This window comes from Clostridium tertium, from assembly GCF_017873245.1.
Taxonomy (GTDB): domain Bacteria; phylum Bacillota; class Clostridia; order Clostridiales; family Clostridiaceae; genus Clostridium; species Clostridium tertium.
Window position 1 is genome coordinate 61165 of sequence record NZ_JAGGJY010000015.1, and the last position, 16868, is coordinate 78032.

At 28.0% G+C, this 16868-nt stretch carries 17 protein-coding genes; 4 read left to right on the forward strand and 13 right to left on the reverse strand.

The features are described 5' to 3' along the window. Positions 1-557 precede the first annotated feature (557 nt). Positions 558-1379, forward strand: a complete 822-nt coding sequence (locus J2Z25_RS15110) for a glycosyltransferase family 8 protein (protein WP_008676052.1) — start codon at positions 558-560, stop codon at positions 1377-1379. A gap of 82 nt (positions 1380-1461) precedes the next feature. After that, entirely contained in the window at positions 1462-1641 is a 180-nt protein-coding gene (locus tag J2Z25_RS18660; RefSeq protein ID WP_342451353.1) for a hypothetical protein, read from the forward strand. A 441-nt stretch (positions 1642-2082) separates the two neighbouring features. Here the strand turns inward: J2Z25_RS18660 and J2Z25_RS15120 are convergent, their stop codons facing one another. The 4 genes from J2Z25_RS15120 to J2Z25_RS15135 all read right to left on the reverse strand — a co-directional run bounded on the left by J2Z25_RS15120 (position 2083) and on the right by J2Z25_RS15135 (position 3434). Next, the gene (locus tag J2Z25_RS15120; RefSeq protein ID WP_209741164.1) at positions 2083-2235 is read right to left on the reverse strand and encodes a nitroreductase family protein; all 153 of its coding nucleotides are present in this window, start codon (positions 2233-2235) and stop codon (positions 2083-2085) included. After that, a complete protein-coding gene (locus J2Z25_RS15125; RefSeq protein WP_245173417.1) occupies positions 2207-2695 on the reverse strand; it encodes a hypothetical protein in 489 nt (162 codons plus the stop codon). Before J2Z25_RS15125 ends, J2Z25_RS15120 begins: the two co-directional genes overlap by 29 nt. A 74-nt stretch (positions 2696-2769) precedes the next feature. After that, complete coding sequence (locus J2Z25_RS15130; RefSeq protein WP_032116769.1) at positions 2770-3075, reverse strand: hypothetical protein; 306 nt, start codon at positions 3073-3075, stop codon at positions 2770-2772. Positions 3076-3095: 20 nt separating this feature from the next. Next, positions 3096-3434: a hypothetical protein gene (locus J2Z25_RS15135; RefSeq protein ID WP_209741165.1), complete on the reverse strand. Its 339-nt coding sequence runs from the start codon at positions 3432-3434 to the stop codon at positions 3096-3098. A 269-nt stretch (positions 3435-3703) separates the two neighbouring features. Between J2Z25_RS15135 and J2Z25_RS15140 the strand changes: the two genes are divergently transcribed. Together J2Z25_RS15140 and J2Z25_RS15145 are read left to right on the forward strand one after the other, a co-directional pair. Next, on the forward strand, positions 3704-6145 hold the full coding sequence (locus J2Z25_RS15140; protein WP_209741166.1) for a type I restriction-modification system subunit M: 2442 nt from the start codon (positions 3704-3706) through the stop codon (positions 6143-6145). Beyond that, positions 6129-7550 carry a restriction endonuclease subunit S domain-containing protein gene (locus tag J2Z25_RS15145; RefSeq protein WP_209741167.1) on the forward strand — a complete coding sequence of 474 codons (1422 nt, stop codon included), beginning with the start codon at positions 6129-6131 and terminating at the stop codon, positions 7548-7550. Before J2Z25_RS15140 ends, J2Z25_RS15145 begins: the two co-directional genes overlap by 17 nt. Before the next feature lie 209 nt (positions 7551-7759). Here J2Z25_RS15145 and J2Z25_RS15150 read toward each other — a convergent pair whose 3' ends face one another. From J2Z25_RS15150 to J2Z25_RS15185, 9 genes are all read right to left on the reverse strand, one after another. Next, on the reverse strand, positions 7760-9217 hold the full coding sequence (locus J2Z25_RS15150) for a hypothetical protein (protein WP_209741168.1): 1458 nt from the start codon (positions 9215-9217) through the stop codon (positions 7760-7762). A gap of 85 nt (positions 9218-9302) precedes the next feature. After that, entirely contained in the window at positions 9303-10967 is a 1665-nt protein-coding gene (locus J2Z25_RS15155; protein ID WP_245173419.1) for a recombinase family protein, read from the reverse strand. 130 nt (positions 10968-11097) lie between these two features. Next, positions 11098-11274: a hypothetical protein gene (locus J2Z25_RS15160; protein ID WP_209741170.1), complete on the reverse strand. Its 177-nt coding sequence runs from the start codon at positions 11272-11274 to the stop codon at positions 11098-11100. Between the two features lie 15 nt (positions 11275-11289). Next, positions 11290-11559 carry a hypothetical protein gene (locus J2Z25_RS15165; protein ID WP_209741171.1) on the reverse strand — a complete coding sequence of 90 codons (270 nt, stop codon included), beginning with the start codon at positions 11557-11559 and terminating at the stop codon, positions 11290-11292. Positions 11560-11595: 36 nt separating this feature from the next. Continuing rightward, entirely contained in the window at positions 11596-11724 is a 129-nt protein-coding gene (locus J2Z25_RS18845; protein ID WP_280916673.1) for a hypothetical protein, read from the reverse strand. A 12-nt stretch (positions 11725-11736) separates the two neighbouring features. After that, positions 11737-12132: a hypothetical protein gene (locus tag J2Z25_RS15170; protein ID WP_209741172.1), complete on the reverse strand. Its 396-nt coding sequence runs from the start codon at positions 12130-12132 to the stop codon at positions 11737-11739. Between the two features lie 71 nt (positions 12133-12203). Further along, positions 12204-14708 carry a hypothetical protein gene (locus J2Z25_RS15175; RefSeq protein ID WP_209741173.1) on the reverse strand — a complete coding sequence of 835 codons (2505 nt, stop codon included), beginning with the start codon at positions 14706-14708 and terminating at the stop codon, positions 12204-12206. Between the two features lie 145 nt (positions 14709-14853). Beyond that, on the reverse strand, positions 14854-15903 hold the full coding sequence (locus J2Z25_RS15180; RefSeq protein ID WP_209741174.1) for a hypothetical protein: 1050 nt from the start codon (positions 15901-15903) through the stop codon (positions 14854-14856). A gap of 149 nt (positions 15904-16052) precedes the next feature. Further along, positions 16053-16853, reverse strand: a complete 801-nt coding sequence (locus tag J2Z25_RS15185) for a hypothetical protein (protein ID WP_209741175.1) — start codon at positions 16851-16853, stop codon at positions 16053-16055. Positions 16854-16868: the final 15 nt, after the last annotated feature.

Below are 16868 nucleotides of genomic sequence, written 5' to 3' on the forward strand. Positions count from 1 at the left end.
TCAGTTATAATTAATATTATTCTTACTCTGCTATATATAGTGTAGTTACTACAATTTCTAATCAAGTAACTACAACTAAAAACATCGCTACTCAGATTATTTAATTTATTTTCATATGTGTATTCATCATACTCAAACTTCTCTTTGTTCATTATCTTGCAATATAAAATACTACTTTTCTATATTAAATTTTATCATTTAAAATTATTTAATAAAATTCCTTCACTCCCTTGATTTAAAGTTAAGTTTAAGTGTTAATCCTTTTATATTGAAAAGTAAAATATTAGTCACTATAATTTATATCATAGAGAGGTATATATAATATGTTGATACAGATAAAATGGGAGCCTTAGGTCTTTGTAAAAGTGGTTTCTATTCAATTAAAGCTGCTCAAATAGAAAACAATAAAGCTCTAAAAATAATTAGTCTAACATAATATAGAATAAACTTTATTAAATATCAAATTCATCCACTAAAGAGAAGTGACATATTCTGTGCTCTTTATGCAGCAGTATGTGTTTTTATTATTATAATTAATAAAGGAGAGAATTGAAGATATGTCATCTAATAGAATAGATTTACTTGTTACCTTTGATAAAAATTATATTCCACCGTTTCAGACGATGCTGAAATCGCTAGTGTTAAATAATCCAAGAGAAACATTTCATATTTGGTTACTGCACAGCGAGATTCCACTGGAGATGCTACAGGAAGTTGAAGAATATTGTGCAAAGCAAGGGGCGGCTATGACATCTATAAATGTAGAACGCTCCGTGTTTAAAAATGCTCCTGTTTCAAAGAGATATCCACAAGAAATGTATTATCGCCTACTAGCTCCGCTTATTCTTCCGAAATCAATAAAGAAAATTCTTTATCTTGATCCGGATATCCTTATTATTAATTCAATCCGCCCTTTATGGGAAACTGAACTTGGAAACTACATATTTGCCGCTGCATCCCATGTAGGGGTTACCGGAGTTATAAATGATATTAATCGTGTCCGATTAAGAGTAGATCATGATTACTACAATTCCGGTGTTATGCTTATGGATTTAACAAAGGCACGTTCCATTGTTAATGTAGAAGAAATTTTTCAATGCGTAAGAGAGCATAAGGAAGAGCTTTTACTTCCAGACCAAGATATCTTTAATTATTTGTATGGAAAACAAACTCTTCCTTTAGATGATGCTATCTGGAATTATGATGCTCGAAAGTATTCTAATTATCTTCTAAGAAGTGGCGGTAATTATGATATGGATTGGATTACTAGAAATACAGTAGTACTTCATTTCTGCGGTAAGAGTAAACCTTGGAAGCACTCTCAAAATAATCGATTTGCAATGCTATATAAACATTATATGCAGATTTCCATTAGATAAAAATAAAGATCATAACAATAAAATGTTATTTTTTACCCAATACTTATTAATTTAAAAAAATTTTTATTCAACAAACGCTTGTATTTCTTGCGGAAAATGTGAAAATGTTTATCCACTAGGAAACATTCATCTTGAAAATAGAAAGCCAAATTGGGGAAACAATTTTAACCATTGCATGGCATGCATTTGTCGATGTCAAAAAGAGGCTATTGAATATGGTAAAAATACTAATGGCAGAGTAAGATATATTTGCCCAAAATAAATATATCTTTCAAGCTCATTTAAAAATTGTTTTTTTAGAATATATTTAAATGTGATTTTTAAATATTAAGTTACCTATTAAAATAAGGGCTAGTTGAATTGCGTATTAAAATTAAAACTAGCCTTTTACTATGATATTAATTGCTTAAACAGAAATATTAAGCTAATATTATTGCATTTAATTTATTGTTAGAATTCCACTGGTTTATTACTTTTTTCTTGAATCATCTTTGCTAATATGCTGTACTCCAGTAAATATAAAATTTATAAGCTCAGTTAGTGTTTCTTACTGAGACTCCTTTGAATCAAGATAATAATAATTTTTTCTTCCTTCTCTACTTACATTAACAATTTCAGCTTATTTTTATGTAGTACGTCTATATTTTACATCCGGATATACAATTACTAATTTTGTAACTACATGGCCATTAGATATTAAATTTTAAAGCTTTCGTAATTTTGGTGAGTACTTTACTACCTCTGAGAAAAATCCACTATATAGTACACCTAGTCCAAAAGACTCTGCCATTAGTGACATATTTAATGCTGAAAGTGACGCATTAATTTCATTTTTTGATACTAAATGTATCTTCAATTTCTTTTTTTACTTCTTCAATTGCTTCTGGAACAAGTCCTAATAGCTCTATTGCAATATCTTTTAGATTGGCTGAACTTTTATAAATTATGCTATAATCATCAATCATTATATAACCTTGTTCATCTAACTCATTACACCAATTAATAACATGACCTATTGATAATTTTTCTAATCCATTACTTTTTAGATTTTGGTACATAGAAATTATCCTATCATCAACTTTATTTTCTCCAATTTCTTTTGCTATCTTTACTGACATGCTCCAATCATTTAGGAATTCCTCCTTTAACTCTTCATTGCTTATACTGTTTATTAATTTTTCTACACTACTTATTTCTTCTGTTGTTATACTCTTGTATTCATCTAATACTTTCTTAATTTCTCTTATTATATACTGCTGAATTAATGAAGAAACTTCTTCATTAACTGCAATGAACACATTATCTTTATTAAACATTTATACTCCCTCTTTCTATACTTTTATTTAAATATAAAAAGTCTTAATCACTATCTTTATAGCAATTAAGACTTTTAGATTTTATTTATTTCTTGTTTTAACATTTCAATGAATCCTTCTGAAAATACTTTTCTACTTATTGATTCTTTTATTAACTCTATTAGTTCTAGCTCTGTTACATCAAGACTTCTTGGAATGTATGTTTCATCACCTCTTCTAGTAGCTTTGTAGACGCAGAACCTTACTTCATCTCGCTTTAGCTCTTTGATGTAGATTTTCTCTATTGAGTATGTGTACTCTCCTTCTCCAACTTTTCCTTGGCTTTTTATCTTGCAGTACTTAGTTTCCTTGATTATCTTTTCTTCACTCTTCTTACTCATGTTTATTCAACCTCCTTATCTTATTCTAGTAGGAACTTAGAAAGTTCTTCTGTTGTTACTACTACAATTGAAAAATCACTTGAAAGCAAGTATAAACTTGAAGTGTAATTTTCTCCATTTGAAATCTCAATTACATCAGTACACTCTGGGACTAGACCCCGTAACCTATCTTGCTTTAAAGTTTCGATAACAACAATATTTTCTGCTATAAGTATATATCCACCTAAGTCATTATCTACATTTCTATTCATTCCATAATTATCATCTAGTATTTCTATAATTTCAGATATACTCCTAATAACTTCTACTGGATAATCTTTTAATTCTTCTAAATGTTTCTTTAAATAAATCTTCTTCATTATATATTTCTCCCTTCTGAAAATAAAAAACTCTTGCCTATATCTTTAATTCAAGTAAGAGTTAATACTATTTTTATAATATATATTTATAAAATTATTTCTATACAATAATATTTTTTACTTATTCCTTTTCTTTATTATGTAAATATTTAATTATAAGTATATACTCTGATATAATATAGTTAATGATTTATGTAAATCTAATAAACTAAATAATATGTATTCTTTAATTCTATATAAAAAGTAAATTGTAAAGGAGATAGAAAAAAGTGACCGCTTTATTAACAGATATACAAAAACAGTACATAGCTGAATACATCCAGCTACAACCTATTAAAGTTGTTGAAAATTTAAATTTTAAAGAGAAAACTATTAAATACTCATCTCAAATTAAAGGAAGAGATATTAACTCTATTTCAGGCGATGAAGAAATTGTTAGAGCTTATATATTAACTAAGTTAGTAAATGAATATGGTTATAAACCTGAAAGAATCGAAATTGAGCATGAATATACAGCAGGAAGACCACACACAATAACAAGTAGAATTGATATTATTGTTAGAGATGAAAATAATAATGCTTTTTTATTTATTGAATTAAAATCACCAAAGGACTATTCTATTTTAGACAAAGACTTAACTATTGAAGAACAACTATTCAAAGTTTCTGGAATGGAAAAAACAGAAGGAAATAATGTTAAATACTTAATACTTTATACTTTAAATATGATTGAAAAAAATATTATTGATGAATGTGTGGTAATCGATAATGAAAAATTCCCTACTTTCTCTGATTGGGAAAAGACAAGAGATTTTACAGATGCTATTCCTGTAAGATATGGAAAGGCTCAAAAGACTCCATATAAAAAGGGAAGCTCAAAAGACTTAGAGAGAAATTTTTCAAACGAAATATTAGATAAATTACAAAAAGACTTGCATAATGTTTTATGGGGTGGTGGTAGTACTGATGATAATGAAATATTTTCGTCACTTACTAATCTTATATTAGCTAAAATTCAAGATGAAGATGAAAAAAGTAATGGAGATATATATGACTTTCAGTCACTTACTTTTGATAAATCATCAAGTGATGAATTTGAAAGTAATGATGTTTTGTTTAATAGAATTAATGCTTTATATAAAAGAGCTTTAACAGAAAAACTTAATATTACTGATGATATTGAATTAAATAAATCTTATGTTATTGATACTAAAAAATTCTCTTTATCTAAATTAAAATATACAGTTCAACAATTAGAAAAATACTCTTTTGTTGATGGTAAAAATAGTCTATCAGGAAAAGATATTCTAGGAGATTTCTTTGAAGGAATTATACGAACAGGATTTAAACAAACTAAAGGTCAATTCTTTACTCATACTAATATTGTAAAGTTTATGCTCTGGGCTGTTCAGGCTGATAAACTTGCAATTGAAAGAATTAATAAAGATAAGGAAATTCCTTATATGATTGACCCATCTGCTGGAAGTGGAACATTCCTTATAGAATACATGAAGTTTATTACTGAAAATATTAAATATAGATTCAAAAATAAATTAGATACTAGTAGAAGTGTTCAAGATAGAATATATTCAGACTGGTTTTATCCAGATTATAGAGAAAACAAATGGGCAAGAGAATATATATACGGTTCCGAATTAAACTTTAATTTGGGAACAGCAACAAAAGTTAATATGATTTTGCACGGTGATGGCTCTACTAATATTTTTGTTGGAGCACAAAAAGGTGATGGATTATTACCTTTTTCAGAATACATAAAACCATCTGCTCCTAATGTACTGAATAAAGAACATGATGACCAAATATATGGTCACAAAGTAAATTCACAGTTTGACCTCATACTAACTAATCCACCTTTCTCAGTAGACTTAGATAATGATACTAAAAAGAAAGTTGGAAAATGCTTTATTTTTGGAGATAAAAAGAATTCTGAAAACTTATTTATTGAAAGATACTATCAATTACTTAGAGAAAATGGTAGATTGGCAGTTGTTCTTCCTGAAAGTATTTTCGATACAGCTGAAAATAAGTATATTAGGCTATTCATATATAAATACTTTAATATAAAATCAATTGTTTCTTTACCTCAATTAACTTTCGACCCATTTACTAAAACAAAAACGAGTATTCTCTTTGCACAAAAGAAGACTTCTAAAGAAATTAAAAATTGGAATACTATTTGGAATAAATACTCAAAAGAATATTCAACACTTAGAACTAGAGTTGATAACCTAATAAAAGTCTATTCTGAAGGCAAAGAAAAGTCAAAATTACCTTCTATTAGAAATTTATCAAAAAATGAAGAAATGGATATATTACATAGATTTCTAAAAGCATATATTGAAGATAGTGACTTACATTTATCAATTAATGACTTAATAAGCAAGTATAAAAATGAACTAATAGACCTATGTAAATATAATAAAGATACAGAAAAAGAATTTGGATATGTTAATACTTGGTGGGTTTTTGAAGAAGTTTCAAAAGAACTTAATTATTCTATTTTTATGGCTGAAGCTGATAATGTAGGATATAAGAGGTCTAAAAGAGGAGAAAAGACAGCTATAAATGACCTTTATCGTACAAATGAAGATGGAATTATTTTAGTTGATGATGGTATTAAAGAAACTATACTTGATTATATGAGAGACATCCATTGGGCAGGAGGTACTACTCATGGGACTAAAAATTAACACTTTAAATCTTAAAGATATATCAGGTCATAATATTTTAAGAAATGATTTTAAATATTTTCAATGGCTCACTGATTTCTCTAAAAAGTATAAAAATACTAAAAAGCTAAAGTATTTTATTGATTATTCATATAAAGGATATGCATTTGAAGCAAAAGATTTTATAACAGAAGGAAAAATTGTAGTGCTGAAAGGGGTTAATTTCCAAGAAGACTTTTCAATTGATTTTGATAGTGTAGAATATTTACCTAACGAATTTTATAATAATCATAAATTTGAAAAATTTAAAGTAAAACAGAATGAAATAATAATTTCTTTAGTTGGTAGTATCGGAAAAATAGCTCTCATTAGAAATAATGAAAAAATGTTGTTAAATCAAAATAATATTGCACTCAAATTAAAAAAAGAATATAACCCTTTAGTATATACCTATATACTTTCAATAATAATTAAAGAAATGGTTGAAGATTTATATAAAGTATCTGGATATTCTTTTTTAAGAGTTGAAGACTTAATGTCATTAGATATACCACTACTTGATGAAGATGAGCAAAATTACTTATTAAACTTAATACAAAAATATGAAAGTTCAATATTAGATATGAAAAAAAGTTGTAAAAGTGTTAAAAACTTAATTAATGAAGTTTTCACTAAAGAATTTTCAATAGATTTTCAATCACTAGAAAAACTAGAAACCGAAAAATATGCTACTACTAATTTACACTCTTTATCTTTCAATAATTCCAATCTAAGAAATAGTTATAGGTGGAATAAAGTTGTTTTATTACAAGAAAAAATGTTTTCAAATTGTGATTGTGTTGAAAAACTTGGTAGATATATAATCACTACTCAAAATGGCTGGTCACCTACATGTGATGACAATGCAACAAACAATATAGTTTTAGGTATAGATAGTATCAATCTTAATGCTTATATGACATTTAACACATTAAAATACTCAGACGAAACTAAAGAAAATATCGATAACTATTTTATTAAAGATGGAGACTTATTTGTTAGTAGAGGCAATACTCCAGATTTAGTATCATTAGCCTCAATTGCTAAGCTTCCGAACAAAAATAATGATTATATTTTTTCTGATTTAATGATAAGAATTAATTTAAACAATGATATAAATAAGGAATATTTAGCTTATATTATAAACTCTATTATAGGAAGATTATATTTTAAATATGTCTCAAAAGGAAAAAATCAATCTATGGTTAAAATATCTAGCAAGGAACTAAATGATTTTTTACTACCAGTTCCTGATAAAGTTAGACAAGTGGAGCTAGTCAATTTAATTAAAACTGAAATTGAGAAAATATCTATCACTAAACAACAGATATCTAATAAAATTATTGAAATTAAAAATATTATTATAGATAAAATTATAGATATCTAATAATTTAAAATCCTAATTAACTAATCAAAATAATCTTATTTAATTTTCAATATCATCATAAAGTGAGACTTATTTTAATAAAGGAAGTCTCACTTTATTAATTATATTTAGCATATTGGTATAATATTAAAAATTTACTATTTTTAGTGAAAACCTCACTTATTTATGGTACGGTTCTCCATATCGGCAGTAAGTGAGGTTTATTAAACTTAACTAATAAGAGGCTTTATAGTTGATAATAGCTTCTTCATTCTACTTTCATCTCTCATCTTTTCAAGCGGTCCATTAAATTTCTTAATCTCTTCTATTAATTCCTTTACAGCTGGAGATGTAATTCGTGTTTCTACAATTGAAATCATATTCTTATACTTTTTCTGACATAAACTAAATTGTAATTTGCTTGTTATTATTTGACTTTCAAAACATAATACAGCTATTGTTAATTGTTGCTGATTAAAATCACTTATTAACTGTTTATATATTGGTTCTGCATCCCAACATTCGGCATTACCATTAGTTAAATACGCATCAACTATTGTAATAACATAATCATAATCTACCTGCTTTGGCACTCCATGTGTACCAATTAATCTCTTTAATTGTCTTACATGAGTTGGTTCTTTATAAAAATTATCTATAGGTGAATGATGTGCTAATTTTAGATTTTCAAGAGCACCTTTTATTTCTGCCGCTCTTATAGGCTCTGGTAAATATTGTTGACCATCTACTATTTCTAAAAAATTTCTAGCTAAAGCAGCTTGCTCACTATCATTATTTGCTTCAAACCTTGCATATTTTATGCCAAATTCATTTTTTATGTTATAATCAACTATTTCCCAAACTAACGGTAATAATAAATGTATATTTTCTCTGACATCTTGATTGGTATCTAATCTAGTATATATTCCAAAGAAACCGTTAACTAAAGCACTTAACTTTTCTTTTGGTAAATCTATCATAAATGTTCCTATTTTTCTTGCATCTTCTTCAGATATTTTATTGCTTTTTATATTGTTCAATAACTTTCTAGTTTCTATTGTTACATTAGACTCTGGTAAGTTCATTACTTCACTTATACATGTTTCTAACCAAGAAATAAGATTTAATCCTGTTAATTGTACTTGATTGGGATGTGCCGAACTAGCCCAATTTCTCATATACTTGATATAATCCAAATGCTTGTACCCTATATCTGAAATCAAATCAATTTCTTTTGCTGCTAAAATTAACTCACTATCATCAATTTTCACTAAATCTTCTACATCATTTAACTTTTTTCTTCTTTCTGGTGATGATACTGCAACATCAAAAAAGTATTGTATATCATATTGTGCAACTCTATACCTCAATTGTAATATCGTTTCATCCCATAAATAATTTAATGCAGCATCAAACAAACCTGCCGTAACTGCTGCTAAAAACTTTGATAAATACATAGCCTGACTTCTTTTTTTTTCATCCAATAACTCTAATGGACTTTCTATATTTTTTAGAACATTCTTTCTTTGTTTAACATCTACTAGCACATTAGCTGATGGTAGCCCACAACATTCTAATAAAGTCATAACATTACCTTCGTATTGTGTTATTGAACTTTGAATACTTCCTATGTTCGTTATTTCTATATCTTTGCTTTGAATTACTGTTATTTCATTAACCTTCTCCATAAAAACCTCCTAATATTTTGTATATAGTAAATATTATAACAATATTAGATTTTTTTATATAGTAATTTACATTTTATTTCCTAAATTATATTGCAATATCTAAGTTTAATGTACTTATACCAACACTCCTTAACATAAAAGAAGAAGGCGTACCTTTTAAAGATACCCCTTCTTCATTACTTAAATAGTTTATTAAGTTATCATCTAAATTAATCTTTATTGAATCAATTTCCCTTAGCTCATTAACTGTTATTTCTGAAATTATCATGTGCAGTAACTTCTTTTGTTGCTCTCTTGTTGAGCTTTCAGTTAATACCTTACTAAAGTTTTCTAAAACACTCTTAATAAGCTCATAAGGTAGTTCCTCATTGACATTATCTGAAAGAGTTACTAATAATGGAGCTTTTTCTTCCTCTAAAGCCTTAACTCTCTTAGTCAGTTCAGCCTTTCTTTCTCTAAACTCTTCTTTAGTTATTATTTCATCTTCATAGGCTTCAAATAGCTTAGCTCTTTTCTTATCTAGATTTTCAAGTTCATTATCTATTTTAGATAACTCTTTCTTTGCTGGATTTATCTTTCTAACTCTTTCATTGTTAACATTTTTTACTATAGCCTTAACCATCTTTTCATTAGTTAACAATTCTGATAACTTATTGAATACATACTCATTAGCCTTATCTGCTCTAACTGAATTACTATTACATACTGCTGTACCTTTATTCTTCCAATTACCACAAGCATAGTAAGCTATTCTTTTTTTACTACCATCTGCCATCTTGTTAGTAGTTCTTGAAATAACCATCCCAGCTCCACACTTAGGACATTTTAGTATTCCTGTTAGAGGAAATTCTCCATCATGAACTCTTGACGGTTTACCTTGTTTAGAACTTAAAATAGCTTGTGCTTTATCCCATAGTTTTTCATCAATTATTCCTTCATGAATTCCATCTGTTATTATAGGATTAGCATTAATATTTCTTCTTCTTTTCTCTGACCAATTCTGTCTAACATTGTATCTAATCTTTCCTATATATACAGGATTAGTTAAGATTTCTCTTATAGAACCTACTGAAAAAGTGTTTCCAAGTTTAGTTTTATAGCCAAGTTTGTTTAGCTGATTCGTTATAGCCTTGTACCCTTTTCCATTACCATATTCATTAAAAATAAATCTAACTGCTTCTGCTTCCTTTTCATTTATAACAAGTTTAGTTTTAGTTCTTTTAGCTCCTGGTTGCTTTTCCATTTGAACTAAATCATATCCTAAAACTCGTCCACCACACCATTCACCAGCTCTAGCTTTTGCACACATCCCCATTTTTACGTTTTGAGCTATAGTACCTCTCTCAAATTCTCCAATTAATGCCATTATTTGAAATTGCATTTTTCCTGCTGGAGTATTAGTCTCAAATGGTTCAGAATAAGACTTAAAAGAAATGTTGTTATTCTCTAGAAGATTAACTATCTTTAGTACATCTTCCAGCTTTCTACTGATACGATTAATCTTCCAACTTAGAACCATCTGGAATTTCTTTTCCTCTGCATCACTAAGTAACTCTTTTAAAGCTGGTCTACTCTTGATATTCTTCCCACTAATTCCTCTATCTGCATAACACTTGTAGACTTCATAGCCCATCTTCTTACACCACTCTATTAGTAGTCTTTCTTGTTCATCTATACTGTAACCTTCCTCAGCTTGTTCAATAGTACTTACCCTTGAATAAATTGCAACTAATGTTTTCTTACTTAACATTTTAACTACCTCCATTTACTTATCATCAAATTTATAATATATACTTAACTTCTACTTTTATAACGGAAAATATCGTTGTTATTGTCATATCAATACTTCGATAATTTCCGTTATTATTTACTCGTATTATCTAAAACGGAAGAACAAAATTATCATTTCCTGAATATACTATATCTTTTTCATCCAAAATTGTTTTTTCCTCATCTTCTTTTATTAATCCTAGTGGTTCAAAAATATGAGTTAAGCTATAGTTTTTAATTCTAAATTTTCTCATAACTTTATCTACTAACTCTGCCCTATAGCTCAATGATTGATAACATTTTTATTGAAATTCACCTTGCATACCTCCTAAAAATACACAATCATAAAACTCTATTATTATACTTTCCTCTGTTTCATTAAAAACTATATCATCACATTGCGTAGCATTAGCAATTTCCATTACTAACTTTTCAATCCATCCTTCTTTTCTTTTACTTCTCTTATTCTTTTCAATTACTATTTGTTTCTTATAATCCAACCATACAGCTTTATCCTTTAACTCATTATATCTGCTTGCTTCACATGTAAATTGTACTTGTATTCTTTTCATAAATATCTACTCCTTTTTCTATATTTATTTTTAATACTATATTCTATCTATATTTTTTAAATTATTAGTTTCTTTAAATTGAATCATCTTTTCTTCTACCATATACTTGATTATCATCTCTGAAATTAAATCTATTACCTCATTTACTTGCTTATCTTTAGTCATGTTTATCTCTCCTTATCCAACTTTCTTATCTTTAAATGATTTTGATTTTTCTGCAATAATTTCCACTTGCTCATTAATCCATTCATATGATTCACAAAAACTTATAATTGATACTTTCTTTTCTTTACACTGTAAAGCTAAGTGTTTAAACATATATTCATCAATATCTTCAATAGACCATATCAAAACTACATCTATGTTACCTATTAATATTTCTTCTAATAACCTAGCTAACTTTAAGGGTTCATTAGTATCATCTATAAAAGTTTTTATCCTCCCTTCATGTTCTTCAAGTTCATATCTTAACCACTGTAATCTACCATATCCTGTTGAAAGATTTTCTCCATTATGTTTTTTTCTTATGTATAAAGCTATTGTCTTATCAGTTATCATATTTAAAGTTTCCATTACTTTTACTCCTTTTCATCTTGAATTTATCGACATTATCGAAGTATGAACTCCGATAATGTCATATTTAACTAAGCTGCTATATCCTTAGGAACTTTCACAATATCAATTATTCTTCCATGATTTCTTTGGGTTATTTCATAGTAAATGCCTTCTAATTCAAGATTAGATTTCATTTCATTTAATCTTCTACTTAACACATTAGGTTCTTTTGCCCATAGCTTAGATGTTGTATCTATCTGCTCTACTTCTGCAACTTGATTTAGAACTGTTAATAGATTAGTTACTGTACCTGTAAAGTTCGAATTTTCTTCCATGTACTTAATTAATGCTGTTGCTACTGGATTAGATTCCACAGCTTCTTGATTCGCTTTCTTTTGATTATTTAAATATGCTTTTAAAAACTCTTCTCCTCCAATTTCTAAAGCCTCAGCTACTGCATATCCCCACATAGTAAAATCTGCCATTCTACCTAATTTAGTTAATTTTAATGTTGGATATATTCTCTTTGCTCTTGATAGTGCAGTTAAAATAGCTCCCAATATTTTAGGCTTGTCCTCATTAAAACTACTCCACAGTAACCTTTCTTCCATTCTTTCACTTTCGGATATTCTCTCTAATGCAAGAAGTATACATCTATCTATTAAGTCTGCTTTTATAGCTACAACATTAATTCCATTTAGGGTAATCTTACTTTTCAGAGACATCATTGATTCCTCATCATTGGTATAAAGTTTTCTTTTAGGATACACACCACCAGTTGAAGCAATACAAAGTAAATCACTTCTCTCCGATGAAATAATATCTAAGTTATCATAACAAGCCATATAAGTGTTATTAATTGATATTGCTAAGTCTTGTATTGCCTTAGGCATTGAAGTTACATCTCTTGGAGACGGGTCTATTAAACTCTTATTCATTCTCATTGTAGTTGTTTTAGAAGCTCCTTTTTCTCCATGAATTACTTCAATTGGATGTGGAATATCTGCTATTAATCTAGTTACTAAACTTACTGCATGTAATATTCTGTCCTCTTTAGATTTAAATCTAAAATACTTATTTAGTAACCCAAATAAATCATCATAATGTATAGGCATTACTTGTTCACCCATGTTATTTTTTCTTATAAACAACATTTGTTTAGTATCATCAACTCCCCATCCATTTTCATCAATTCTTATTATTGTAGATTCCTTATCACATAAATCATAATAAGTAACTCCATCAACTTCTGCACATCTCTTATAAACTTCTAATTCAGCTCCCTCATATAAAGCCTTCGCTTCTAGTACTCCTATAGCTTGATTTATATTATCTTTAGAAATAGCTTTTCCAAGTTCATCATAAAATCTCTTTCTTAAAAGCATTTGATACTTTTTATCTTCTAATCTATGAACTTCGTAAACATTCCCCTTATCTACTGCTACAAAAGTTTCTTCGACAGAGTTATGAAAAAATATATCCTCATATCCTAAAGCCTGTTCTATAGCTATATCTGCATGACTCTTTTTAGCTTCTTCTTCACCTTTTTCAGAATATTCTGATTTATTTTTAGATGCCTTCGGCTCATAGAGCTCCTTTAGCGTTCTCCAATTTTCATGCGAACAACTATCATGATGACATTTAGCACTAATAGCTCCATTATGAAATTGTGTTATCGAAGCCGATTTATCTATATGGTTAGAATTCCAAGGACATGTTTCAAGAACGTAGACAGTTCTATCAACTTCCTCCTTTACCTTTGAAATATTTAATCCATTATCTCTTAACCACTCTTCCATATTAATACTTCCTTTCACAATTGACTTACTATATACCTTTTTTACTTTCTTATCATTATCATTTTTCTTGATATGAAGGTCTGCTACTTTCTTTAACAGAACCTCATTAACTACTTCAAGTTTATCTGGAGCTTGTACTATTCTTGACCTTCTATGAGGTCTACTTTCAGTACTATCACCTTTACAAGCCATAGTTCCATACATTTTAGTTATTCTTGCTGCATTGTATGTTGTTTTATCTACTTGAGCTTTATCATTACTGAACTTACTATCCAAGGCATAAAGAAAATCCTTATGTAATTGGGTTGATTCTTTAGTATTATCTAAATCTACCTTATATAAGGCATGATATCCATTACCACTACAAGCTATTACTGGTTCAGGAAATCCTTCACTTCTTAAATAGCTTACTACCTCCCTTAATACTATTTCTGATGATTGCAACTCTTCACCTGTTGAAGATACTCCTGCTGGTCTTTTAGGGTCTACATCTATTAGTAAGAATTCTCTTCTTGTAATTTCTGAATCTGATGTTGTATGACTTGCATACTCTATTAACCTTTCCTTTCCTCTTGCAAGTAAATCTTCTGAGAATACATTTAGTGTAAAGAAGATATTATTAACTCCATCATATCTAAAAATATCTTTTAGAAGTTTTTCTTTATTTTCATAGTAACCACTGATTGTACCTTTTTTAGTTTTAAGCATTCTTATTTCAACTGCTCTATTATTGATTCCTAAAACTTCTATAGCTTTAATGCACTCTTTTCTAAATTCTTCATAATTCTTGTTCATTTTCATGTCCTCCTAAGTGTTTTTTTCTCCTCGCTACAAGAATTATTATGTACTAAATCATATATATTGTCATTGTCCATAGTATTAATGAAATAAATAAAGACAGAGAAGGAACTTCTCTGTCTTAAATGTTATTTACATAATTTTACTTTAGTATTTTTATGTATTTTCTCATCTTTTCTTCATTATTCTTACAATTATATTTTTTATAATCATTATTTCCCCTACTTTTTTCATACTTTATTTTATCACTAGTTACATTTGAGACATATTTGTCAATCTTACCTCTTATCGTATTATCTATATCTGTAAATCGTCTATATACTCTTCCTCTATTATTCTTATCATCAATATATTCTATGACTGTTTTTCCATGTTCACCCTCATAAACTGGATGTGTCAAAGTCTTATAAAGCTCACTTTCTACAATATACCATTTTATAGTGTTATCTTTCTTTATTACCTTTGGCATATCTCTATCATATATTGTCATAAATACAACTCTGTCATTTTGCTCCTCATTGCACACCTTCTTCAATACCTCAAACTTATCATTAGCAATTATTCTTCTTTTTGCCTTATCCTTTTTAGTTAGAACCACTTCATTAATTGTATCTACAATGTCTAAGTCTGAAAAAATTACATCTAAATACATATCTTCTCCAGCCCTAGCTATTACAAGATTTACATCTACCATCTCTTCTTTGTAATCTTTATATTCTATTTCTTGACTTGCAATCTTACCTATTTTTATATAATCTACTAGCACTATACTATATCCTAAGTCTGCTAGTTCTTCTATATCGTTAATTACCTTATCTTCATATGAAAGTACATTAACTTCTTGGGAATCTTCTATTAAACCTTTAGCCATCCTTCTATTTATAGCAATATTGTACTTATTCTTTATATAGTCAATTATCATAAACTCTTTCCAGTAAGAAATATTGAATCCAACACATATAGGATTACTATTTAAAACATTTAATATTTCTTCCTGTATTTTTACAGGTATAGTCTTAGCTCTTTTAATCATTCTTAATTTTAGTCTATCTATGTTACTGCTCTTTATCCATCTATCAATAGTTCTAATTGATGTAGAATATTTACCAGATAAATAGTATTTATCTTTACCATTTAGATATTCATTTACACATTGTTGTTTTTCTTCATCTGTATGCCTTGATTTTATCATTTTTATTAAAATTCCCCCTTATCATCAGCTACTATGTGATTATAGCACTTACTTATTTATAGCTCCAAATTTCTACTGAAAAATATCGACATTACCGTAATGTCGATTATGACGATATTTTCTGTAAAAAAAAAGAGGTTTCCCCCTTTTTAATCTAAGCGCTTTATTGAACCATCTGAGTATACTCTATAAGCATCATTTAATTCATCTAACTCTATTATGTAAACTCCTACATTATAATATTTTCTTCCCTCTTCATCATATTGTGGTGTCTTATCAACTTCTACTCTAAGTGTATCTAAACCAGTTCTAAGACTATAGTCTTCTGCATACTCAATTGCTTTTTCTACAGTAAATTCTTCATCTTGTTTCTTTCTCTCATCTTCCTTTTCACTCTTTTTTTGTCCATAATATAAATCTCTAGCTCGTAGCTCTAAATCCATCATAGTATTCTTATCTTTTTGACTTAATTTTTTCCAATCTGGAGTCTCCTTACTTAACTCCATAGCTTTCTCATAACTCCCTTCATCAATTAGCCTTTGTACCTCATCAATTCTTTCTTTAAATTCTTCTCTAGTATTTTTTACATCTGATAATTCTTCTTTTAAATTATCTATTTTTTCTCTTGTTGGCTCATAGTCTTTATAGCTATTATCAATTTTATCTAACATTTCTTCTGCCCACTCTATATTATCATATAGATTAAGCTTATTAGAAACTTGCTCATACCCATAAGCTATACTCCATAATTTTTCAAACTCTCTGTTATTAGTTTCGCCAGCTTTATCTCTAAGTACATTTTCAGCCTCGCTTATCTCTCCATTATTTAAATACTCTTTAGCCTTATTTATAATAACTTTTACTTCATTATTAGACTTACCTATTGACCCTATTACTATGAAAGCTAATATTGCTACTATTCCTATTATTATCTTATTGACCTTCTTCAACTTTTGTATCTCCTT

Coding starts and splice junctions, on each gene's coding strand:
- J2Z25_RS15150 (WP_209741168.1), bottom strand. CDS start 9,217: ATGGAGAAGGTTAATGAAATAACAGTAATTCAAAGCAAAGATATAGAA.
- J2Z25_RS15135 (WP_209741165.1), bottom strand. CDS start 3,434: ATGAAGAAGATTTATTTAAAGAAACATTTAGAAGAATTAAAAGATTAT.
- J2Z25_RS15110 (WP_008676052.1), top strand. CDS start 558: ATGTCATCTAATAGAATAGATTTACTTGTTACCTTTGATAAAAATTAT.
- J2Z25_RS15130 (WP_032116769.1), bottom strand. CDS start 3,075: ATGAGTAAGAAGAGTGAAGAAAAGATAATCAAGGAAACTAAGTACTGC.
- J2Z25_RS15155 (WP_245173419.1), bottom strand. CDS start 10,967: ATGTTAAGTAAGAAAACATTAGTTGCAATTTATTCAAGGGTAAGTACT.
- J2Z25_RS15180 (WP_209741174.1), bottom strand. CDS start 15,903: ATGATAAAATCAAGGCATACAGATGAAGAAAAACAACAATGTGTAAAT.
- J2Z25_RS15165 (WP_209741171.1), bottom strand. CDS start 11,559: ATGAAAAGAATACAAGTACAATTTACATGTGAAGCAAGCAGATATAAT.
- J2Z25_RS18845 (WP_280916673.1), bottom strand. CDS start 11,724: ATGACTAAAGATAAGCAAGTAAATGAGGTAATAGATTTAATTTCAGAG.
- J2Z25_RS15145 (WP_209741167.1), top strand. CDS start 6,129: ATGGGACTAAAAATTAACACTTTAAATCTTAAAGATATATCAGGTCAT.
- J2Z25_RS15125 (WP_245173417.1), bottom strand. CDS start 2,695: ATGTTTAATAAAGATAATGTGTTCATTGCAGTTAATGAAGAAGTTTCT.
- J2Z25_RS15175 (WP_209741173.1), bottom strand. CDS start 14,708: ATGAACAAGAATTATGAAGAATTTAGAAAAGAGTGCATTAAAGCTATA.
- J2Z25_RS15170 (WP_209741172.1), bottom strand. CDS start 12,132: ATGGAAACTTTAAATATGATAACTGATAAGACAATAGCTTTATACATA.